General features: G+C 71.6%; 12 protein-coding genes. 7 read left to right on the top strand and 5 right to left on the bottom strand.

Features of this window, described 5'->3' with window-relative positions; translation table 11 throughout:
• The first annotated feature begins 200 nt into the window (after nucleotides 1-200).
• A complete protein-coding gene (gene ligA / locus M1L60_RS15745; protein WP_253238161.1) occupies nucleotides 201-2735 on the top strand; it encodes an NAD-dependent DNA ligase LigA in 2535 nt (844 codons plus the stop codon).
• A gap of 4 nt (nucleotides 2736-2739) precedes the next feature.
• Here ligA and M1L60_RS15740 read toward each other — a convergent pair whose 3' ends face one another.
• Nucleotides 2740-4713, bottom strand: coding sequence for a putative bifunctional diguanylate cyclase/phosphodiesterase (locus M1L60_RS15740; RefSeq protein ID WP_438862112.1), 1974 nt, complete (start codon nucleotides 4711-4713; stop codon nucleotides 2740-2742).
• Nucleotides 4714-5325: 612 nt separating this feature from the next.
• Here M1L60_RS15740 and gatC point away from each other — a divergent pair.
• Nucleotides 5326-5625 carry an Asp-tRNA(Asn)/Glu-tRNA(Gln) amidotransferase subunit GatC gene (gatC, locus tag M1L60_RS15735; RefSeq protein ID WP_253238160.1) on the top strand — a complete coding sequence of 100 codons (300 nt, stop codon included), beginning with the start codon at nucleotides 5326-5328 and terminating at the stop codon, nucleotides 5623-5625.
• A gap of 4 nt (nucleotides 5626-5629) precedes the next feature.
• Complete coding sequence (gatA, locus tag M1L60_RS15730; RefSeq protein ID WP_253238159.1) at nucleotides 5630-7093, top strand: Asp-tRNA(Asn)/Glu-tRNA(Gln) amidotransferase subunit GatA; 1464 nt, start codon at nucleotides 5630-5632, stop codon at nucleotides 7091-7093.
• A gap of 6 nt (nucleotides 7094-7099) precedes the next feature.
• Here the strand turns inward: gatA and M1L60_RS15725 are convergent, their stop codons facing one another.
• Complete coding sequence (locus M1L60_RS15725; RefSeq protein ID WP_253238158.1) at nucleotides 7100-8554, bottom strand: M1 family metallopeptidase; 1455 nt, start codon at nucleotides 8552-8554, stop codon at nucleotides 7100-7102.
• Between the two features lie 88 nt (nucleotides 8555-8642).
• On the opposite strand from M1L60_RS15725, the gene gatB reads away from it, so the two are divergent.
• Nucleotides 8643-10139, top strand: a complete 1497-nt coding sequence (gatB, locus tag M1L60_RS15720; protein WP_253238157.1) for an Asp-tRNA(Asn)/Glu-tRNA(Gln) amidotransferase subunit GatB — start codon at nucleotides 8643-8645, stop codon at nucleotides 10137-10139.
• Here the strand turns inward: gatB and M1L60_RS15715 are convergent.
• From M1L60_RS15715 to M1L60_RS15705, 3 genes are read right to left on the bottom strand one after another with little or no spacing between them, the layout of a single operon-like run.
• Complete coding sequence (locus tag M1L60_RS15715) at nucleotides 10136-11695, bottom strand: metallophosphoesterase family protein (RefSeq protein WP_253238156.1); 1560 nt, start codon at nucleotides 11693-11695, stop codon at nucleotides 10136-10138. The two genes, gatB and M1L60_RS15715, sit on opposite strands and share 4 nt — an antisense overlap.
• Before the next feature lie 53 nt (nucleotides 11696-11748).
• Nucleotides 11749-12930 carry a PQQ-dependent sugar dehydrogenase gene (locus M1L60_RS15710; RefSeq protein ID WP_308208490.1) on the bottom strand — a complete coding sequence of 394 codons (1182 nt, stop codon included), beginning with the start codon at nucleotides 12928-12930 and terminating at the stop codon, nucleotides 11749-11751.
• A gap of 52 nt (nucleotides 12931-12982) precedes the next feature.
• Nucleotides 12983-13357 (bottom strand): PH domain-containing protein, encoded by a 375-nt coding sequence (locus tag M1L60_RS15705; protein ID WP_253238155.1) that lies wholly within the window; start codon nucleotides 13355-13357, stop codon nucleotides 12983-12985.
• Between the two features lie 64 nt (nucleotides 13358-13421).
• Here M1L60_RS15705 and M1L60_RS15700 point away from each other — a divergent pair, with 64 nt between their 5' ends.
• From M1L60_RS15700 to M1L60_RS15690, 3 genes are all read left to right on the top strand, one after another.
• On the top strand, nucleotides 13422-14507 hold the full coding sequence (locus tag M1L60_RS15700; RefSeq protein ID WP_253238154.1) for a WD40/YVTN/BNR-like repeat-containing protein: 1086 nt from the start codon (nucleotides 13422-13424) through the stop codon (nucleotides 14505-14507).
• A complete protein-coding gene (locus M1L60_RS15695; protein ID WP_253238153.1) occupies nucleotides 14507-14776 on the top strand; it encodes a MoaD/ThiS family protein in 270 nt (89 codons plus the stop codon). Before M1L60_RS15700 ends, M1L60_RS15695 begins: the two co-directional genes overlap by 1 nt.
• Nucleotides 14777-14910: 134 nt before the next feature.
• Nucleotides 14911-17532 carry a putative bifunctional diguanylate cyclase/phosphodiesterase gene (locus M1L60_RS15690; protein ID WP_253238152.1) on the top strand — a complete coding sequence of 874 codons (2622 nt, stop codon included), beginning with the start codon at nucleotides 14911-14913 and terminating at the stop codon, nucleotides 17530-17532.
• The last annotated feature ends 6 nt before the right edge of the window (nucleotides 17533-17538 follow it).

The following is a 17538-nucleotide window of genomic DNA, read 5'->3' as shown; positions in this document are numbered from 1 at the left end:
ACCCCCCACCACAACGCAAGGCCCGCCCTCCCTAGGGGGTCCCCCGCCACTGCACTCGATTTTGGCAAGATCCGCCGATTTCCGCGGACGGCCTGTGGACAACTTCGAACTGTGGACAACGGCCGAACAAGCGCGCCAGCACGGAAAATGTCAGGGGTGGCGACTACCGTTCCTCGTAGTTCTCGAGCACGGAGGTTCCGGTGTCTGACAAGGCTGAGTCCGTTTCCGCTGAGCCCACCCGCGAGCAGGTGGCGGCGGCCGGCGCTGACCCGACGCCTGAGGCGAGCCAGCGCCACGCCGAGCTGAGCGACGAGCTGCGCGGTCACCAATACCGCTACTACGTGCTCGATTCGCCCACGATTTCCGACGCCGAGTTCGACAAGCTGCTGCGTGAGCTCGAGGCGCTCGAAACAGAATTTCCCGCCCTGCGTACGCCGGATTCCCCCACCCAGAACGTCGGCGGCAGCTTCTCCACCCTGTTCACGCCGGTCGAGCACGCCGAGCGCATGCTCTCGCTCGACAACGTCTTCGACGACGACGAGCTGGGCGGCTGGGTCGAGCGCACGCTGCGCGACGCGGGCGGCCCGGTCGAGTTCATCTGCGAGCTCAAGGTCGACGGCCTGGCCATCAACCTGACGTACGAGAACGGGCGGCTGGTCCGCGGGGCCACACGCGGCGACGGCCGCACGGGTGAGGACGTGACGTCCAACGTCCGCACCATCCGCGAGATCCCCGAGCGCCTGACCGGTGACGACCTGCCCGAGCTGCTCGAGGTGCGGGGCGAGATCTACTTCCCGGTGTCCGCGTTCGCCGACCTCAACGCGTCGCTGGTCGAGCAGGGCAAGGCCCCGTTTGCCAACCCGCGCAACGCGGCCGCCGGCAGCCTGCGGCAGAAAGACCCGCGTATCACCGCCTCGCGCGGGCTGCGCATGGTCGTGCACGGCATCGGTGCGCGCAAAGGCTTCATGCCCACCTCGCAGTCACATGCGTACGAGGCGCTGAAGGCGTGGGGCCTGCCCACCAGCTCCCGCTGGAAGCTGGTCGACGACATCGCCGGCGTGCGCGACTACATCGCCTACTACGGCGAGCACCGCCACGACGTCGAGCACGAGATCGACGGCGTCGTCATCAAGATCGATTCGGTTGCCATCCAGGGCCGGTTGGGCTCCACGTCGCGGGCGCCGCGCTGGGCCATCGCCTACAAATACCCGCCCGAAGAGGTCACCACCAAGCTGCTCGACATCGACGTGAACGTGGGCCGCACGGGCCGGGTCACGCCGTTCGCCGTGCTCGAACCGGTGAAGGTGGCCGGGTCGACGGTCGCGCTGGCCACGCTGCACAACGCGCGCGAGGTCGAGCGCAAGGGCGTGTGGATCGGCGACACCATCGTGCTGCGCAAGGCCGGCGACGTGATCCCCGAGGTGCTCGGCCCGGTCATCGACCTGCGCCCCGACGACGCGCACCCGTTCGTGATGCCGGCGCAGTGCCCCGCCTGCGGCACCACGCTGGCGCCGGCCAAAGAGAGCGACATCGACATCCGCTGCCCCAACACGCGGTCGTGTCCCGCGCAGTTGCGCGAGCGGGTCTTCCACCTGGCCGGGCGGGGCGCTTTCGACATCGAGGTGCTGGGCTACAAGGCGGCCCAGGCCCTGCTCGACTCGGGCGTGATCAGCGACGAGGGCGACCTGTTCGCGCTGACCGAGGATCAGCTGCGCCAGTCCCCGTTCTTCGTCAACCAGGACGGCAGCCTGGGCTCCAACGCCGTGAAGCTGCTGGAAAACTTGCAGGCCGTCAAAGACCGCCCACTGTGGCGCGTGCTGGTCGCCCTGTCGATCCGCCACGTCGGCCCGACCGCGGCCCAGGCGCTGGCCCGCCAGTTCGGCTCGATGGCGGCGATCGAGGCCATCGTCGCCGCCCCACCCGGCAGCGCCGAAGAGGCGGCCGCGGTGTCGGCCGCCGCCCTCGACAGCTCGGTGACCGCCACCGCCGCCGACGTCCTGGCCGCCTCCGAAGCCGCAACCGCGGCCGCCTCAGCCACGACCGCCTCAACCAACTCCGCCGCATCTGGTGCGACCGATTCTTCCGACGCCGCTTCCTCGGATGGTGCCGCTTCCGCGCAGGGCCCCGATGCTGCGGGTGTCGCTGATTCCGAGGGCGGTGCTGGTGCTGAGGGCGGCGCTGGTGCCGAGGGCGGTGCTGGTGCTGAGGGCGGTGCTGGTGCTGAGGGCGGTGCTGGTGCCGAGGGCGGCGTTGATGGCGAAGGCGGCGTTGATGGCGAAGGCGGGTCGGGCAAGAAGGCCAAGGCCGCGCCCGACGTGCTGTCCACCGTGGAGGGGGTCGGCCCGACCATCGCGGTCAGCCTGCGCGAGTGGTTCTCGGTCGACTGGCACCGTGACATCGTGCGCAAGTGGCGCGAGGCCGGCCTCAAGATGGCCGACGAGCGGGTCGACGAGGGCCCCCGCCCGCTGGAGGGCCTGACCCTCGTGGTGACCGGCACGCTGTCCACGCACTCCCGTGACCAAGCCACCGAGGCGGTGACCTCGCGCGGCGGCAAGGTGAGTGGCTCGGTCTCGAAGAAGACGGCCTTCGTGGTGGTCGGCGACAACCCCGGCAGCAAGTACGACAAGGCCCTCACCCTCAAGGTCCCCGTGCTCAACGAGGAAGGCTTCGCCGTCCTGCTGTCCGACGGCCCGGATGCGGCCCGAGAGGTGGCCGAGTTCGCCCCCACCGAGTGACGGGTCAGCGGGTGCGGGTGTGCAGGGCGACGGTCGGGCGCACTGGGCGGTAGCGGGAGAGCCAGTCGGCCAGGTCGGGGGCGGGCATCGGGCGGGCGTGGAACCAGCCCTGGGCCGCGTGGCAGCCGGCGTCGGCCAGCAGGCGCCAGGTGCGTTCGTCCTCGACGCCTTCGGCCACGGCGCGCAGGCCCAGCGCCTCGGCCAGGTCGATCACCGAGCGGACGATGGCGGCGTCGCCGCGGTCGGTGGCCATGCCCAGGACGAACGAGCGGTCGATCTTCACCTCGGCCAGGGGCAGGCGGCGCAGATGTTGCAGCGACGAGTAGCCGGTGCCGAAGTCGTCCAGCGAGATGGCGATGCCCATGCGGTCGAGGCGGGTGATCGTGCTCAGCACCCGGTGCGGGTCGGCCATCAGGGCGCTCTCGGTGATCTCGAGCTGGAGCAGGTCGGGCGGCACGGCGTACTCGCTCAGCAGCCCGGCCACCCGGTCGGCGATGTCGCCGGCGTGCAGGTCGCGCACGCTGACGTTGACGGCCGCCCGCAACGGGCGGCCGGCGTCGCGCCACGCGGCCAGCTGGGCCACCACCTCGTGCAGCACCCGGCCGGTGAGCAGACGCATCACGGGAGTCGGCTCGGCCACCCGGATCAGTTCCTCGGGGCCGACCAGCCCGCGCTCGGGGTGCCGCCAGCGCAGCAGCGCCTCTACCCCGACCACCTCGCCGGTCGCGATGGCGATCTGGGGCTGGTAGAAGAGCGTGATCCCGTCGTCGGGCGAGTCCTGGCGCAGCGCGTGCCGCAGGTCGGCCAGCAGCGACAGGCGGTCGGGTGTGTGGTGGGGCGCGTCCGGGCTGTGCAGGGCGACCTGGTCGCCGCGCTGCTTGGCCTCGTACATCGCGGACTCGGCCTCGCGCAGCAGCGTCGCGCCGTCGCCGCCGGGCTCGCGTTGCAGGGCGATGCCGATCGAGGCGGTGACGTCCACGGGCATGCCGTCGAGGGCGAACGGGCTGTTCAGCGCCTCGGCCAGGTGCTCGGCGATGCGGCGGGCGGAGGGTGGTCCGTCGACCCGGGTGGCGAGCACCGCGAACTCGTCGCCACCGAGCCGCACCACCAGGTCGTGGGCCGGCACCACCTCGGCCAGGCGGTGCGCGACCGCGCCCAGCAGACGGTCCCCGGCGCCGTGGCCCAGGGCGTCGTTGACCGTACGGAACCGGTCGAGGTCCAGGACCAGCAGCGCCAGCCGCCGCCCTTTGGCCTGGGACAGCACTGCCGCGTGCAGGGCGCGCCGGTTCGGCAGTCCGGTCAGGGCGTCGAGCCGGGACGCGCGCTCGAACTCGCCGGCTGACCGCACCATCCGGTGTACGGCGTGCAGGGCCAGCAGAACCAGCGGTACGAAGGCCAGCCCGACCTGGGCGGTGGCCAGCACCACCGGTCCGAGCAGCAGCAACGCGCCGGTGGCGAGCACCTCGACCCCGGCCCGGCGCAACCGCCGCGACCGTTGGAGCCGCCGCAGCCGCGGCCCCGGCCGGTCGGCCATGGACCGGGCGACGACCGCCGCCAGCCCGTACCGGGCGACGATCCAGGCGCCGGCCGCGGCCACCGTGAGCAGCGCGTCCCCCCAGTCCGGCCCGGGTTCGATGCGCAACGACACCAACGAGATCACCAGCGACGCCGCGCCGAGCGCCACCGCGTGCTGCACGGCCAGGTGGAGCGTGCGCTGAGCCGAATGCCGCATCCGGACCCCGGCCACCGCGACGGCGATCAGTTGCACCGCCAGCGCCGGACCGTAACCCCAGGCCAGAGCGATCGCGAAGGTGAAGCAGATCGACGGAAGAATGACCGAGGTCGCCCGCCGATTGGTGACCACATAGGGCCGCGCGTCCACGACGACGGCCAGAAACCCCATCAGCCAGTACGCGCTGGGAAGCCCGTCGAAGGCCCCCCGCTGAAACACCCACAGCAGCCCGTCGACCACCCCCACCACCACGACGGTGACCAGCAGCGCCCGCCGTCGACGCCCGGCCTGAACCGTCGCCTCCCGCCGAATTCCGCGAATGCAATTGCCGAGAGGCGAGACCGCATGGTCAGGGCCGGAGCGCGGGTGTGCCGCATCGTTGTCAGGCCAGTCGGGTGGGATCGGGTCGGAGGCGCGATCGCTCGCCGCGGGGTCGCGGGGGCGTGCGGCGTCCATACGACCTCCAGCAGGGCCTCGATCAGGTCGTTCCCACGATAGATCCACATGCGCATTCCGCTGTAAAACAACTTTCCCGTTATCAAATCGGCATAAGCCCACAACCGCTCAATAACCTCGAATTCCCTCGGGGGAGTGATCATCCGGCCCGGGGATTGGGTTTTCGGGCGCAACCACTTACGCAGGTCGCCCGGGTGGGTTTCGCGTTCTGGACGCGTCAGCGGCCAGCGAAGCCCGCCCGGGCCCTCGACGGGAGTTGCGGTCCGGACCACCCACCCCGCCACGACATCCAGCTTTTGATCTTTTGGTACCCGACACCCGCTCCCGGCGGTCGGCTCGGAAGGCGCGCGAAATAGACTCGTCCGGTCAGCGTGAAATCGGGATCCGAGAAAGTGAGTCAAGATGGCCGCCATCTCCCGCGAAGAGGTCGCGCATCTCGCGCGCCTGTCGCGGCTCGCCGTGACCGAGGAGGAACTGGACCGGTTCGCGGGGCAGCTCGACGTGATCCTGCAGTCCGTGGCCCGGGTCGGCGAGGTCGCGGCCGACGACATTCCGCCTACCTCGCATTCCGTGCCGCTGACCAACGTGTACCGCGACGACGTGCCGGTCCCGTGCCTCACGCAGGAAGAGGCGCTTTCGGGTGCCCCCGACGCGTTCGAGGGCCGGTTCCGCGTGCCGCGCATCCTGGACGAGGAGGACTGACGCCGTGTCTGACCTGACGAAGATGTCGGCGGCCCAGCTCGCCAAGGCCATCGCGGGCAAGGAGGCGTCGGCGGTCGAGGTCGCGCAGGCCCACCTCGACCGGATCGACGCCGTCGACGAGCGGGTGCACGCGTTCCTGCACGTCGACCGTGAGGGCGCGTTGGCCGCGGCGGCCAAGGTCGACCGCGGCGAGGTCACCGGCCCGCTGGCCGGTGTGCCGGTGGCCGTGAAGGATGTCATCGCCACCAAGGGCGTGCCGACGACCGCCGCCTCCAAGATCCTTGAGGGCTGGCGCCCGCCGTACGACGCGACGCTCGTCGAGCGGCTGCGCGCGGCCGGCACGGTGATGCTGGGCAAGACCAACATGGACGAGTTCGCGATGGGCTCGTCCACCGAGTACTCCGCGTACGGTGCCACCAACAACCCGTGGGACCTCGGGCGCATCCCGGGCGGCTCGGGTGGTGGCAGCGCCGCGGCCATCGCCGCCTACGAGGCCCCGCTGGCCATCGGCACCGACACCGGCGGCTCGATCCGCCAGCCGGGCGCGGTCACCGGCACGGTCGGGGCCAAGCCGACCTACGGCGGCACCTCGCGCTACGGCCTGATCGCGTTCTCGTCGTCGCTCGACACCCCGGGCCCGTGCGCCCGCAACGTCGAGGACGCGGCGCTGCTGCACGCGGCGATCGCCGGTCACGACCCGCGCGACTCCACCTCGATCCCGCAGCCGGTGCCGGATGTGGTCGGCGCGGCCCGCCTCGGCGCCACCGGCGACCTCACCGGCGTCAAGCTGGGCGTGGTCAAGGAGTTCGCGGGCGACGGTTCCGAGCCGGGCGTGCTCAGCGCGTTCCACGAGTCGCTCGAGGCGCTGGTCAAGCTGGGCGCCGAGATCGTCGAGGTCTCGTGCCCGCACTTCCAGTACGCGCTGCCGGCCTACTACCTGATCGCCCCGAGCGAGGCCTCCTCCAACCTGGCCCGGTTCGACGGCGTGCGCTACGGCCTGCGGGTCGGCGACGACGGCAACCGCTCGCTGGAAGAGGTCATGTCGCTGACCCGTGAGGCCGGCTTCGGCCCCGAGGTCAAGCGGCGCATCATCCTGGGCGCCTACGCGCTGTCCAGCGGCTACTACGACGCCTACTACGGCCAGGCCCAGAAGATCCGCACGCTGATCACGCGGGACTTCGAGTCGGCCTTCGAGCGGGTCGACGTGCTGGTCTCGCCGACCACGCCGTTCGTGGCGTTCCCGTTCGGGTCGCGCACCTCGGACCCGTACCAGATGTACCTGGCCGACCTCTTCACGATCCCGACCAACCTGTACGGCGGTCCGGCGATCTCGGTGCCCTGCGGGCTCTCCGAGGGGCTGCCGGTCGGCTTCCAGGTGATGGCGCCGACGCTGGCCGACGACCGGATGTACCGGGTGGCGGCGGCGCTCGAGTCCACGGTGGGGACCCTCACGCCGCCCGCCCTGTAGCGCGAGTTATGCCGGCCGCGGCGTGGACTTCGAGTCCAGCCAGCTGTTGATCAGCTTGGTGTAGTCGCGGCCGGTCTGCTTGTTGACGAAGGCGGTGAACGAGGCCCGGGTCTGCTGGGTGTTCTTGTTGGACTGCACCCAGGCCCGGCCCAGAGCGAAGAACTTCTCGTCGCCGAGGGCGTCGTTCAGCTCTTTGAGCATGGCCGCCGGGCACAGATAGACGTTGCTCTCGGCGAAGTTGGCCGCCCGCGGCTTACCGGGCGGCCCGAGCCGCTTGCGCAGGTCGGCGTCGGCCCGGCGCAGGTAGTCCTCGAGCTCTTTGTCGCTGTATTTCTCCACGGACTGCGAGTAGAGGAACTGCGCGTACGTCGCCCAGCCCTCGTTGAGCCACAGGTCGGTCCAGGTCGACGGGGTGACCGAGTCGCCGAACCACTGGTGCGCGTACTCGTGCAGTACGTCCTCCTCGAAGTAGGCCCGGTCGAACTTCTTCCCCTTCCCGCCCATGGTGATCATCTGCTGCGTCTCCATGGCCGACTCGGAGTCGACCATGACGGCTCCGCCGGTGGGGAACGGGTAGGGGCCGAAACGCTTCTCGAGGAAGCTGATGAAGGCCGGCGACTTCTTGAGCGAGGGCAGGAACTTCTCGTCCTTGCCGGGGCGGTACCAGTAGGTCAGCGGGATGCCGCGCGCGCCCTTGGCGCTGACCTTCTTGTATTTGCCGACGGCCAGGGTCTGCAGGTAGCTGGCCATCGGGTCGGTGCTGCGGTAGCGGAACGTGTTGCCCTGCTGGGTGACCAGCGAGCCGGCCGCGATGCCGGACCAGCCGGCCGGGACGGTCACCGCGATGTCGTAGAGCGCCTTGTCGGACGGCTGATCGTTCGCCGGGTACCAGGTGTAGGCGCCCCACGGCTCCTGCATCGTCCACAGGCCGCCCTCTTTGGTGATGGTGAGGCCGAGCGGCTCGACGTCGGAGCGGTGCGACGGGATGGGCGTGGTGGTGGGCTTGCCGTGGTAGGCCACGACCAGCGTGACCGGCTTGTCCTTGGTGACGGCGGCCGGGACGACCAGCTTCTCTTTCTGGACGGTGGCCTCGGTGACGGCGCCGTCGACGGTGACCTTGTCGAGCGTGTACGGCTTGAAGTCGAGCTTGAGCTGGGCGGCGTCGGCGGTCGGGCGGATCCGGAGGGTCGCCGTGCCGGTGAGCAGCTTCTTCGGCGGCTGCCACTCGAGTTTCAGGTCGTAGTGCAGGACGTCGAGCGCGGCCGTGCCGTGCTGGGGATAGAGCTTGTCGGCGATCGGCTCGGAGGTGCCGGCCTGCCAGGCCGCGTAGTCGACCGCGGCCGGCGCGGGCGCGGCGCCGGACGGGGGTGTGGAGGAGGTGATCGTGGTGGTGTCGTCGTCACAGCCGGCGATGAGGGTGGCCGCGAGGACGGCGACGACAGCGAGGGGAGCGCGTTGCATGGCGGGGACCGTACCGAAATGATCTTCTGCTGTGGGGGCGGCTGTGGGTCAGCGAAATATCGTCGGCCGCGCCCACTATTCTGGTCCCATGACCACCACCGCGCTGCCCGCATACGACGACGCCGTCGCGCGTTACGAGCCGGTCATCGGCCTCGAGACCCACGTCGAGCTGGGCACGGCCACCAAGATGTTCTGCGGCTGCCGCACCGAGTTCGGCGGCGAGCCGAACACGCAGGTCTGCCCGGTCTGCCTGGGCCTGCCGGGCGCGCTGCCGGTGGCCAACCGGGCCGCGATCGAGGCGACGATCCGCATCGGGCTCGCCCTCAACTGCGACATCGCGTCGTGGTGCCGCATGGCGCGGAAGAACTACTTCTACCCCGACATGCCGAAGAACTTCCAGACCTCGCAGTACGACGAGCCGCTGTGCGTCGAGGGCTACGTCGACGTCGAGGTCGAGGGCAAGGAATACCGCATCGGCATCGAGCGGGTCCACCTCGAGGAAGACACCGGCAAGTCGCTGCACGTCGGCGGCGCGACCGGGCGCATCCACGGCGCCACCGAGTCGCTGGTCGACTACAACCGGGCCGGCATCCCCCTGGTCGAGATCGTCACCAAGCCGGTCCCCGGCATCGGCGCCCTCGCGCCCGAGGTGGCCAAGGCCTACGTGGCCGAGCTGCGCGACATCATCCGCTCGCTCGGCGTGTCCGACGTGCGGATGGAGCAGGGCTCGCTGCGCTGCGACGTCAACACCTCGCTCAACAAGCCGGGCGAGGCGTGGGGCACCCGCACCGAGACCAAGAACGTGAACTCGCTGCGCTCGGTCGAGCGCGCGGTCCGTTCCGAGATCATCCGGCAGTCCGGCCTGCTCGACGAGGGTGTCCGCATCTTCCAGGAGACGCGCCACTTCCAAGAGACGACCGGCGACACCCGGCCCGGCCGCTCGAAGGAAGAGGCGACCGACTACCGCTACTTCCCCGAGCCCGACCTGGTGCCGATCGCGCCCGACCCGGCCTGGGTGGCCGAGCTCAAGGCGGCCCTGCCCGAGCGGCCGAGCGTCAAGCGGGCCCGGCTGGCCGAGGAATGGGGCATCAGCGCGACCGACATGCAGTCGGTGGCCAACGCCGGCGCCGTCGAGCTGATCGAAGAGACGATCGCGGCCGGCTCCTCGCCCGCGGGCGCCCGCAAGTGGTGGATGGGCGAGCTGGCCCGCCGGGCCAACGAGACCGGCGTCGAGCTGTCCGCCGTCGGCGCCACCCCGGCCCAGGTCGCCGCCCTGCAGAAGCTGGTCGACGAGGGCAAGCTCAATGACAAGCTGGCCCGTCAGGTGCTCGAGGGCGTCGTCGCGGGCGAGGGCGACCCGGCCGCCGTCATGAGCGCCCGGGGCCTCGGGGTCGTCAGCGACACCGGCGCGCTGACCGCCGCGGTCGACGAGGCCATCGCGGCCAACCCCGACATCGCGGCCAAGGTGCGCGACGGCAAGGTCGCCGCGGCCGGCGCCCTGGTCGGCGCGGTCATGAAGACCACCCGCGGCCAGGCCGACGCCAAGACGGTCCGCGAACTGATCATCGAGCGGCTGAGCAGCTAGCTGGGCGAGGCCGAGGGGCTGGGCGACGGCTCCTCGGCGCCGACGACGTTGCGCTGCATCTCGACGTTGGACTGGCCGGTGCCGCCCAGCTGGATGTCGTCGTACGCCTTGAGCTGCCGATTCTCGTCGAAGTAGAGGACCGACAGGCTCAGCGGCGTCGGCTCCTCCTTCTCGAGGCCGCGCAGGCCGGCGCCACCGGTGGAGCCTTCGACCATCAGGCGGGTGGCGATCCGGGCCTGGTCGCCGTCGGCCGAGGGCAGCGGGGCGGGGGAGGCCGACGGGGCCGGCGCCGGCTCCGGCAGCAGGCTCACCTCGCGCTGGTGTTTGTGGCCGGCCAGCACCAGCGGCACCACACCGGACAGTGGCGGGGCCATGGCCGGGTCGTGGACCAAGGCGATGTCGACCGGCTTGTCGGAGCCGCGGATCGTGTCGGCCAGCTGGCCGCCGGCCCGCAGCAGCGGGGACTGGGCCGGGTCGTCGGCGTTCTCGGCGGGCGGGGTCTCGCTCTTGTCGGGGGTGAACTCGGGGTCGCCGATGCCGGCGATGGTCAGGCCGTTGACCGTGGTGATCTGGTTGTCGAGCACGACGGCGTTGCGCTGGCGGGCCACCGCGGTCTGGATCGAGGCCGAGTCGTGGTTGCCGCGGACCCAGATGTAAGGGACGCCGACCGAGGGGATCGACGAGGCGTACTGGGTCTCGGCCGTGCTGCCCCAGTCGACCAGGTCGCCGGTGTCGATCACGGCGTCGATCTCGAACGTCTGCACCACGGTGCGGATCAGGCCGTACGCCTGCGGGCTCAGGTGCAGGTCGGAGACGTGCAGCAGGCGCGTGGTGTTGGCCTCGGGCTCGTACACGGGCAGGGACGACACCGTCGTGTAGAGCCGGCTCACGTTGCTGACGATCTGTTGCAGCTGCTCGGAGTAGCGGCCGTAGTTGTCGGCGATCCGGCGCGCGTCACCGACCACGGCCGGCGCGTTGACCAGCAGACCCTCGTAGCGGGGCTCGGCGATCGAGTCGGGCCGCAGCGTGCTGGCGGCCAGCCCGAGGCTGCCCCCGGTCACCACCAGCGAGGTCACACCGGCGATGGCGACCTTGCGGACGTTGCGGAAGATCAGCGCGCTCAGCACCAGGGCGCTGAGCACCGCGATGCCCAGCGTGCGCACGCCGAGCCGGATCACGCCGTTGCGGACGTCGTCGACCGCGTTCTCACCGGCCGAACTGATCGCCGTGGGGTCGTCGATCAGGGCCTCGGTGCGGTTCTGATCGAGCGCGGCCAGGTTGACCTTGAGGTGGATCGGGCCGTCATGGCTGTCGAGGTGCAGCGAGCCCAGCGGAGGCAGGTCGACCTCGGTGCCGCCGAAGATCGACGGGCTGATCGACATCTCGGCCCGGAACGGGCCGACGGCCACGTCGGCGTGCGCGAAGAGCATCGTGCCGATCACCGCGCCGGCCACACTGACCAGGCCGATCATCGCGCCGATGAGGGATCGCCGGGTCCACCGGCTGCGGCGGACGGTGCCGAACCAGCGGCCCGCCGTCGAGGTTATCGAGGTCATCAGCGGCTCACCTGCCCTGCCCGGTCGCCTGTGAAACTCCCACAGTGGCACGCCTAACTGCGACCAGCGCCACCCTCGGAGAAGACCAGCCGAATGATCCGGTCGTCGTCGGGGCCGGGGTCGCCGTCGTCCTCCTGGTTCGAGGTACCGGCCCACAGCGAGCCGTCGGGCGCGGCGGCCAGGCTCCGCAGCCGCCCGTACTCGCCGGTCAGCGCCGCTTGCGGGGTGCCCAGCACCGTGCCGTTGCCGGTCACGGTGAGCAGGTAGACCCGCTGGCCGAGCAGGCACGCGTTGGCCACGGTCTGTTCGAGCACGGCCACGCCGGAGCAGCCGGACTCGGCCGCCGGCCAGCTGAACACCGGATTGGTCAGCTTGGCGTCGCTCCCGGCGCCGTCGGCCTTGGGCCAGCCGTAGTTCTTGCCCTTGGCGATCACGTTGAGCTCGCCCGACTTGGTCTGGCCGCTCTCACTGGCGTACATCCGCTTGGTCTTGTCCCAGGCCAGGCCCTGGACGTTGCGGTGGCCGGAGCTCCAGACCAGGCTGGTTCCGACCGGGTTGCCGGGGGCGGGCTTGCCGGCCACGGTCATCCGCAGGATCTTGCCGCCCAGGCTCTTCGGGTTCTGGGCCTGGGTGCTCTTGGGGGTGCCGTCGCCGGTGCCCGCGTAGAGGAAACCGTCGGGGCCGAAGGCGAGCGCGCCGCCGTTGAAGTCCAGCGAGCGGGGGATGCCGGTCAGGATCGGCTGCACCTTGCCGCCCAGCGTCAGCTTGGCCACGCGGTTGTCGGTGGCCGTGGAGTAATAGACGTAAACGGTCTTGTCGGTCTCGTACTTGGGGGAGACCGCGATGCCCAGCAGGCCGCCGTCGCCCGAGGCCTTCGACTCGGTCAGCCGGTGGACCTGGGTGACGGTGAGCCCCTCGGCGTCGGACTCGGGGCCGACCTTGAGGATGCGGCCGGTGTCGCGCTCGGTGACCAGGCCCGACCCGTCGGGCAGGAAGGCCATGCCCCACGGCACGTCCAGGTCTTTGGCCAGGACGGTGATCGCCACCTCTTGGCTGCCGCCGCTCGGGGCCTCGGCGCCGGCCCCCGCGGACGGCTCGGACGACGGGGTCGGCAGGTTGGGCGGGGCGCCCTGCTGGTCGGGATCGGGCGGGCCGAAGCTGCAGGCCGAGGCGAGCCCCAGCGTGGCGGCGAGCACCAGGGTGGCGCCACGGGCCCGGCGGGAACGCACGATCACTCGACCTCCTCGAGATTCGACGCACCCCAGGGTAGCGAGGCCACCTGGGAAGTCAGTCGGAGTGGCCGATCTGCTGCCCGCCGGCCGCCAGCACCTTGGGCAGGTTGTCGGTGGTGACGGCGGTCAGGCGGATGACGTTGCCGTTGTCGAGCAGGGCCGAGATCTGGCCGCTGCGATCGGGGGCCAGCTCGGTGATCCGCTGCCAGGGCACTGTGGTGTTGCCGAACAGGGCCCGCACCCGCAACCGGTCGGCGTAGACGTCGGTGCCGGCCCGCCAGGCCCAGACGAAGAAGGCGACCGGGATCAGCAGGATCAGCGCCCAGGCCCACGACACGCTGGCGAGCGGAACCCCGCTGACGAACGCGAGGACGGCGGCAACCATGAGGGCGCCGGTCTTGCGGACGCGGAGCAGGGGTTTCGAACGCACGTGCTCATCTTCCCACCCGCGTTGTGCGGCCTTTCTGTCGGACCCGGCGCGCATACTCTTGGCCATGACAGTGCTTCTCGCGATCGGTACGCAGAAAGGCCTGTTCCTGGCGACCGGCGACGACGAACGCCGGTCCTGGCGGGTGGGCCCGGCCCTGTTCCCCGGAACGGCGGTCTACACGATCGGCGTGGATTCCCGCGGCCCCACGCCCCGCCTGCTGGCCGCCGTCGACAACTCCCACTTCGGCCCCAGCGTCGCGGTCAGCGACGACCTCGGCGCCACCTGGCACGAGCCCGAGTCCGCCCCCATCGCCTTCCCCGAGGACGCCGGGGCCGCGGTCGAGCGGGTCTGGCAACTCGTTCCCGGCAGCGCGGCCGAGCCCGGGGTGGTCTACGCGGGCACCCAGCCGTCCGCGCTGTTCCGCTCGGCCGACGGCGGGCGCTCGTTCGAGCTGGTCCGCGGCTTGTGGGAGCACCCGCACCGCCCGCAGTGGGGGGCCGGCTTCGGCGGCCAGGCGATTCATACCATCCTGCCCCACCCCGACGACCCCCGCCGGCTGCTGGTGGCCATGTCAACCGGTGGGGTCTACCGCTCGGCCGACGGCGGGGCCAATTGGTCCCCGGCCAACCAGGGCATCAAGGCGTATTTCTTCCCCGACCCGTGGCCCGAGTTCGGCCAGTGCGTCCACCGGGTGGCCCGGGATGCCGGCGACCCCGAGCAGCTCTACGCCCAGAACCACCACGGCGTCTATCGCTCCACCGACGGCGGCGACAGCTGGCAGTCCATCGCCGACACGCTGCCCTCCGACTTCGGCTTCCCGATCGTGGCCCATCCGCATCGCCCGGGCACGGTGTGGAACTTCCCGCTCACCGCCGACAGCGAGCGCCACCCCACCGAGCTGCGCTGCCGCGTCTACCGCTCGACCGACGCCGGCGACACCTGGCAGCCACAGCACGTGGGTCTGCCCGACGGCCCCTACTACCCGGTCGTGCTGCGCGACGCGATGTGTGCCGACCGCCTCGACCCGGCCGGCGTCTACTTCGGCACCCGGGCCGGCGAGGTCTTCGCCACCAACGACGAGGGCGAGAGCTGGTCGACCGTGGTGACCCATCTGCCCGATGTGTTGTCGGTGCGGGCGGTGGCCGTCTGATGCCGGTGCTGCTGGTGCCGGGGGTGTTGCGAGCCGAGGCCGGCGGCGAGTCCCGGCTCGAGATCACCACGGCCGGCACGCTGGGCGCGGTGCTGACCGAGGTCGGCGAGCGCTGGCCACTGCTCTCGCGGCGCATCCGCGACGAGCGCGGCGCCGTCCGCCGCTACGTCAACATCTTTGTGGACGGCGAGCAGGCGGGCCTGGAGACTCCGGTCGCACCCGGTTCCGAGGTGCAGGTGCTGCCCTCGGTCGCCGGCGGCGCGGTCTGAGGGAGTCCATAGCCGACGCTCCGGACGTGCGCGGGAGCAACACGCAGCCGTAACCTGTTCGAGGGACGCTCGTTCTTCTGCAGAGACCCCGCTCCAACTCCTGATCCGACGAGAATCCGGGAGGATCCGTCGACGTGGCAGTGCCGCCCCCCACGCGCACACACCCCGCCCGGCCCCGAGGCCGGGCCATCTCGCTGAGCGTTCCGGTGGTCGCGGCCCTGGTGCTGCTGACCGGCTCCGCGGGCCTGACCCCGCCCGCGCTCGCGCTGGCCGTGGGCGCCGGCGGTTGCGGCCTCTGGGCCGGCTTCCACCTGGTACGGACAGCGCTCTCGATCCACCAGGCCGACCAGTCCTTCGTGGCCTGCCGCGGGGCCGGCTTCGTCGGCCTGGGCGCGTTCGCCGCCGTGGTCGCGGTGCTGCTCACGTGGCTGTCGCCGCCGGCCGTGGGCGTGTGGGTGACCATCGTCTTCGGCCTGGCCGCGGCCTCCTACGCGATCGGCGCCCTGCTCCTGCCCGGTTCCGGCGCGGGCTGGGTGGTGCATTCCCGGCGCGCCTTCGACGGCCTCGGTCTGGGCGTCAGCCTCGCCTTCGCGGGCTACCTGCTGACCCCGGCCGGCGTGGCCCGGCCCAGCGCCCTGTCGGTGATCGCGATCGGGGCCACCGGCGCCGCCATCGTGCTGGTGGCGATCCTGCGGGGGCGGCTCGCCCGCTGGCCCGCGGTCCGCTGCGGCATCGGGGCGATCCTGGTGCTGACCGGGCTCGGCGCCGTCGCCGTCGGCACCGGCGGGGCCGCCCTGGCCCTGGCCGGGTTGCCGGTCGTGCTCGGTCTGGCCCTGACCGCCGAGGGCGGCTCGCGGCGCGACCTGCCGCCGGCGCCGCTCGAGCCCCGCCACCCCGACCAGTATCTGGCCAGCTATCCGCTGCTCGCCGTGCCGGCCGCGGTCGGCGTCGTGGCCGCGGTGTGGCACCTGGTCGTGGTGCACACGTTCGACCCGACCAGCATCATCCTGGGCATCGCGATGGTGGCCGTGCTGGCCATGCGCGAGCTGCTCGTGGTGCACGACATCCGGCGCTACGCGGGCCAGTTGCAGACGGCCGAGGCCCACTTCCGCTCGCTGGTCGCCGGGGCCACCGACCTCACCCTGGTCCTCGACGACCAGTTGCGGATCACCTGGCAGTCCCCGGCCGCGTCCCGGCTGTTCGGGCTGAACGACGACGAGGTGGTGGGCCGGGTCTTCGCCGAGCTGATCCACCCCGACGACGTCGAGGGCGCGCGCGAGGTGATCGACGCGGTGCTGGCCGGTGAGGGCGCCGACGGGCCGCCCGCGCTGGTCACGGCCCGGCTGCGGGACGGGGCCGAGATGTGGCGGGACACCGAGTCGACGATCTCCGACCAGCGTTCCGTGCCCGAGGTGGCGGCCCTGGTCGTGCACGTGCGCGACATCGGCGAGCGCCGGCATCTGGAGAAGACGCTGCACAAGCTGTCGTCCACCGACCAGCTCACCGGCCTGGCCAACCGGCGGGCGCTGATGCGGGAGCTGCTGGCCCACCGCCGCCGCGCCGGTCAGCCCGGCACCCTGCTGGTGATCGACCTGCACGGCCTGGCCGAGATCAACGACAGCCGGGGCCGCGAGACCGGCGACGCGGTGCTGATCGAGGTCGGCCGCCGCCTGCGCGGCCTGCTCGGCCCGGGCGACCTGCCGGCCCGGCTCGGCGGCGACGAGTTCGCCGTGCTCACGGCCGACGGCGCCGTGCTGGCCTACGCGCTGGCCAGCCGGATCACGGCCGCCGTGGCCGAGCCGTTGCAGCTGCCCGGCTCGATCGTCGAGCTGCACACCAGCATCGGGCTGGCCGAGCTGGCCGGCGGCGAGGACTCCGACGCGGTGCTGCGGCACGCCGACCTGGCCCGCCGCCGGGCCCGCCAGCTCGGCCTGGACCGGGTGGAGTGGTACGACCCCGACGTCGAGATGCAGCTCAACCGGCGGATGGACCTGGAGCGCGAGGTGCTCGGCGCGGCCGACCGGGGCGAGCTCGACCTGGTCTTCCAGCCCGTGGTCGACCTGCGCGACGACCAGCCGGTCGGGGTCGAGGCGCTGCTGCGCTGGCGGCACCCGCAGCTCGGCACGATCCTGCCCCACGAGCTGCTGCCGATCGCCCGGGCCGTGGGCATCTCGGCCGAGCTCGACGAGTGGGTGCTCGACGCGGCCTGCAAACACCTGTCGGCCTGGACAGGCGGCGACAACGGCTTCTGGCTGTCGGTCAACGTGTCACCGCGCGAGCTGCTGACGGCCCGTTTCCCCGACCGGGTGGCCTCGACCCTGCAGCGGTACGGCGTGGCCCCGGAACGCCTGGTCGTCGAGGTGGCCGAGGCCTGGATCGCCGAGGATGTGCCGGCCGTCGTGGCCTCCCTGGCCGGGCTGCGCAAACTCGGCGTACGGGCCGCCCTCGACGACTTCGGCGCGGGCCAGGCCTCGCTGTCCCACCTGCGCCGGCTGCCGGTCGACATGCTCAAGCTGCACTCGTCGCTGGCCAACGCGTCACCCGAGTCCGCACCCGTCAGCGGTCCCGCGGTGATCGACGTCGTGGTCAGCCTGGGCCGTCGCCTCGGTCTCGAGATCGTGGCCAAGGGTCTCGAGTCGCGCGAGCAGTGCGAACGCGCGGCCAAGGCCGGTTGCCTCTACGGTCAGGGTTTCGTGCTGGGCCGCCCGGCCCCGGCCGAGCGCATCGAGGCGTACATCGAAAGTCACCGCGGCTAGAAAGCG

Source organism: Paractinoplanes aksuensis, from assembly GCF_024137025.1.
Taxonomy (GTDB): Bacteria; Actinomycetota; Actinomycetes; order Mycobacteriales; family Micromonosporaceae; genus Actinoplanes; species Actinoplanes aksuensis.
The sequence above is the reverse complement of the archived record's forward strand: the minus strand, read 5'-3'. Positions and strand labels throughout refer to the sequence as shown.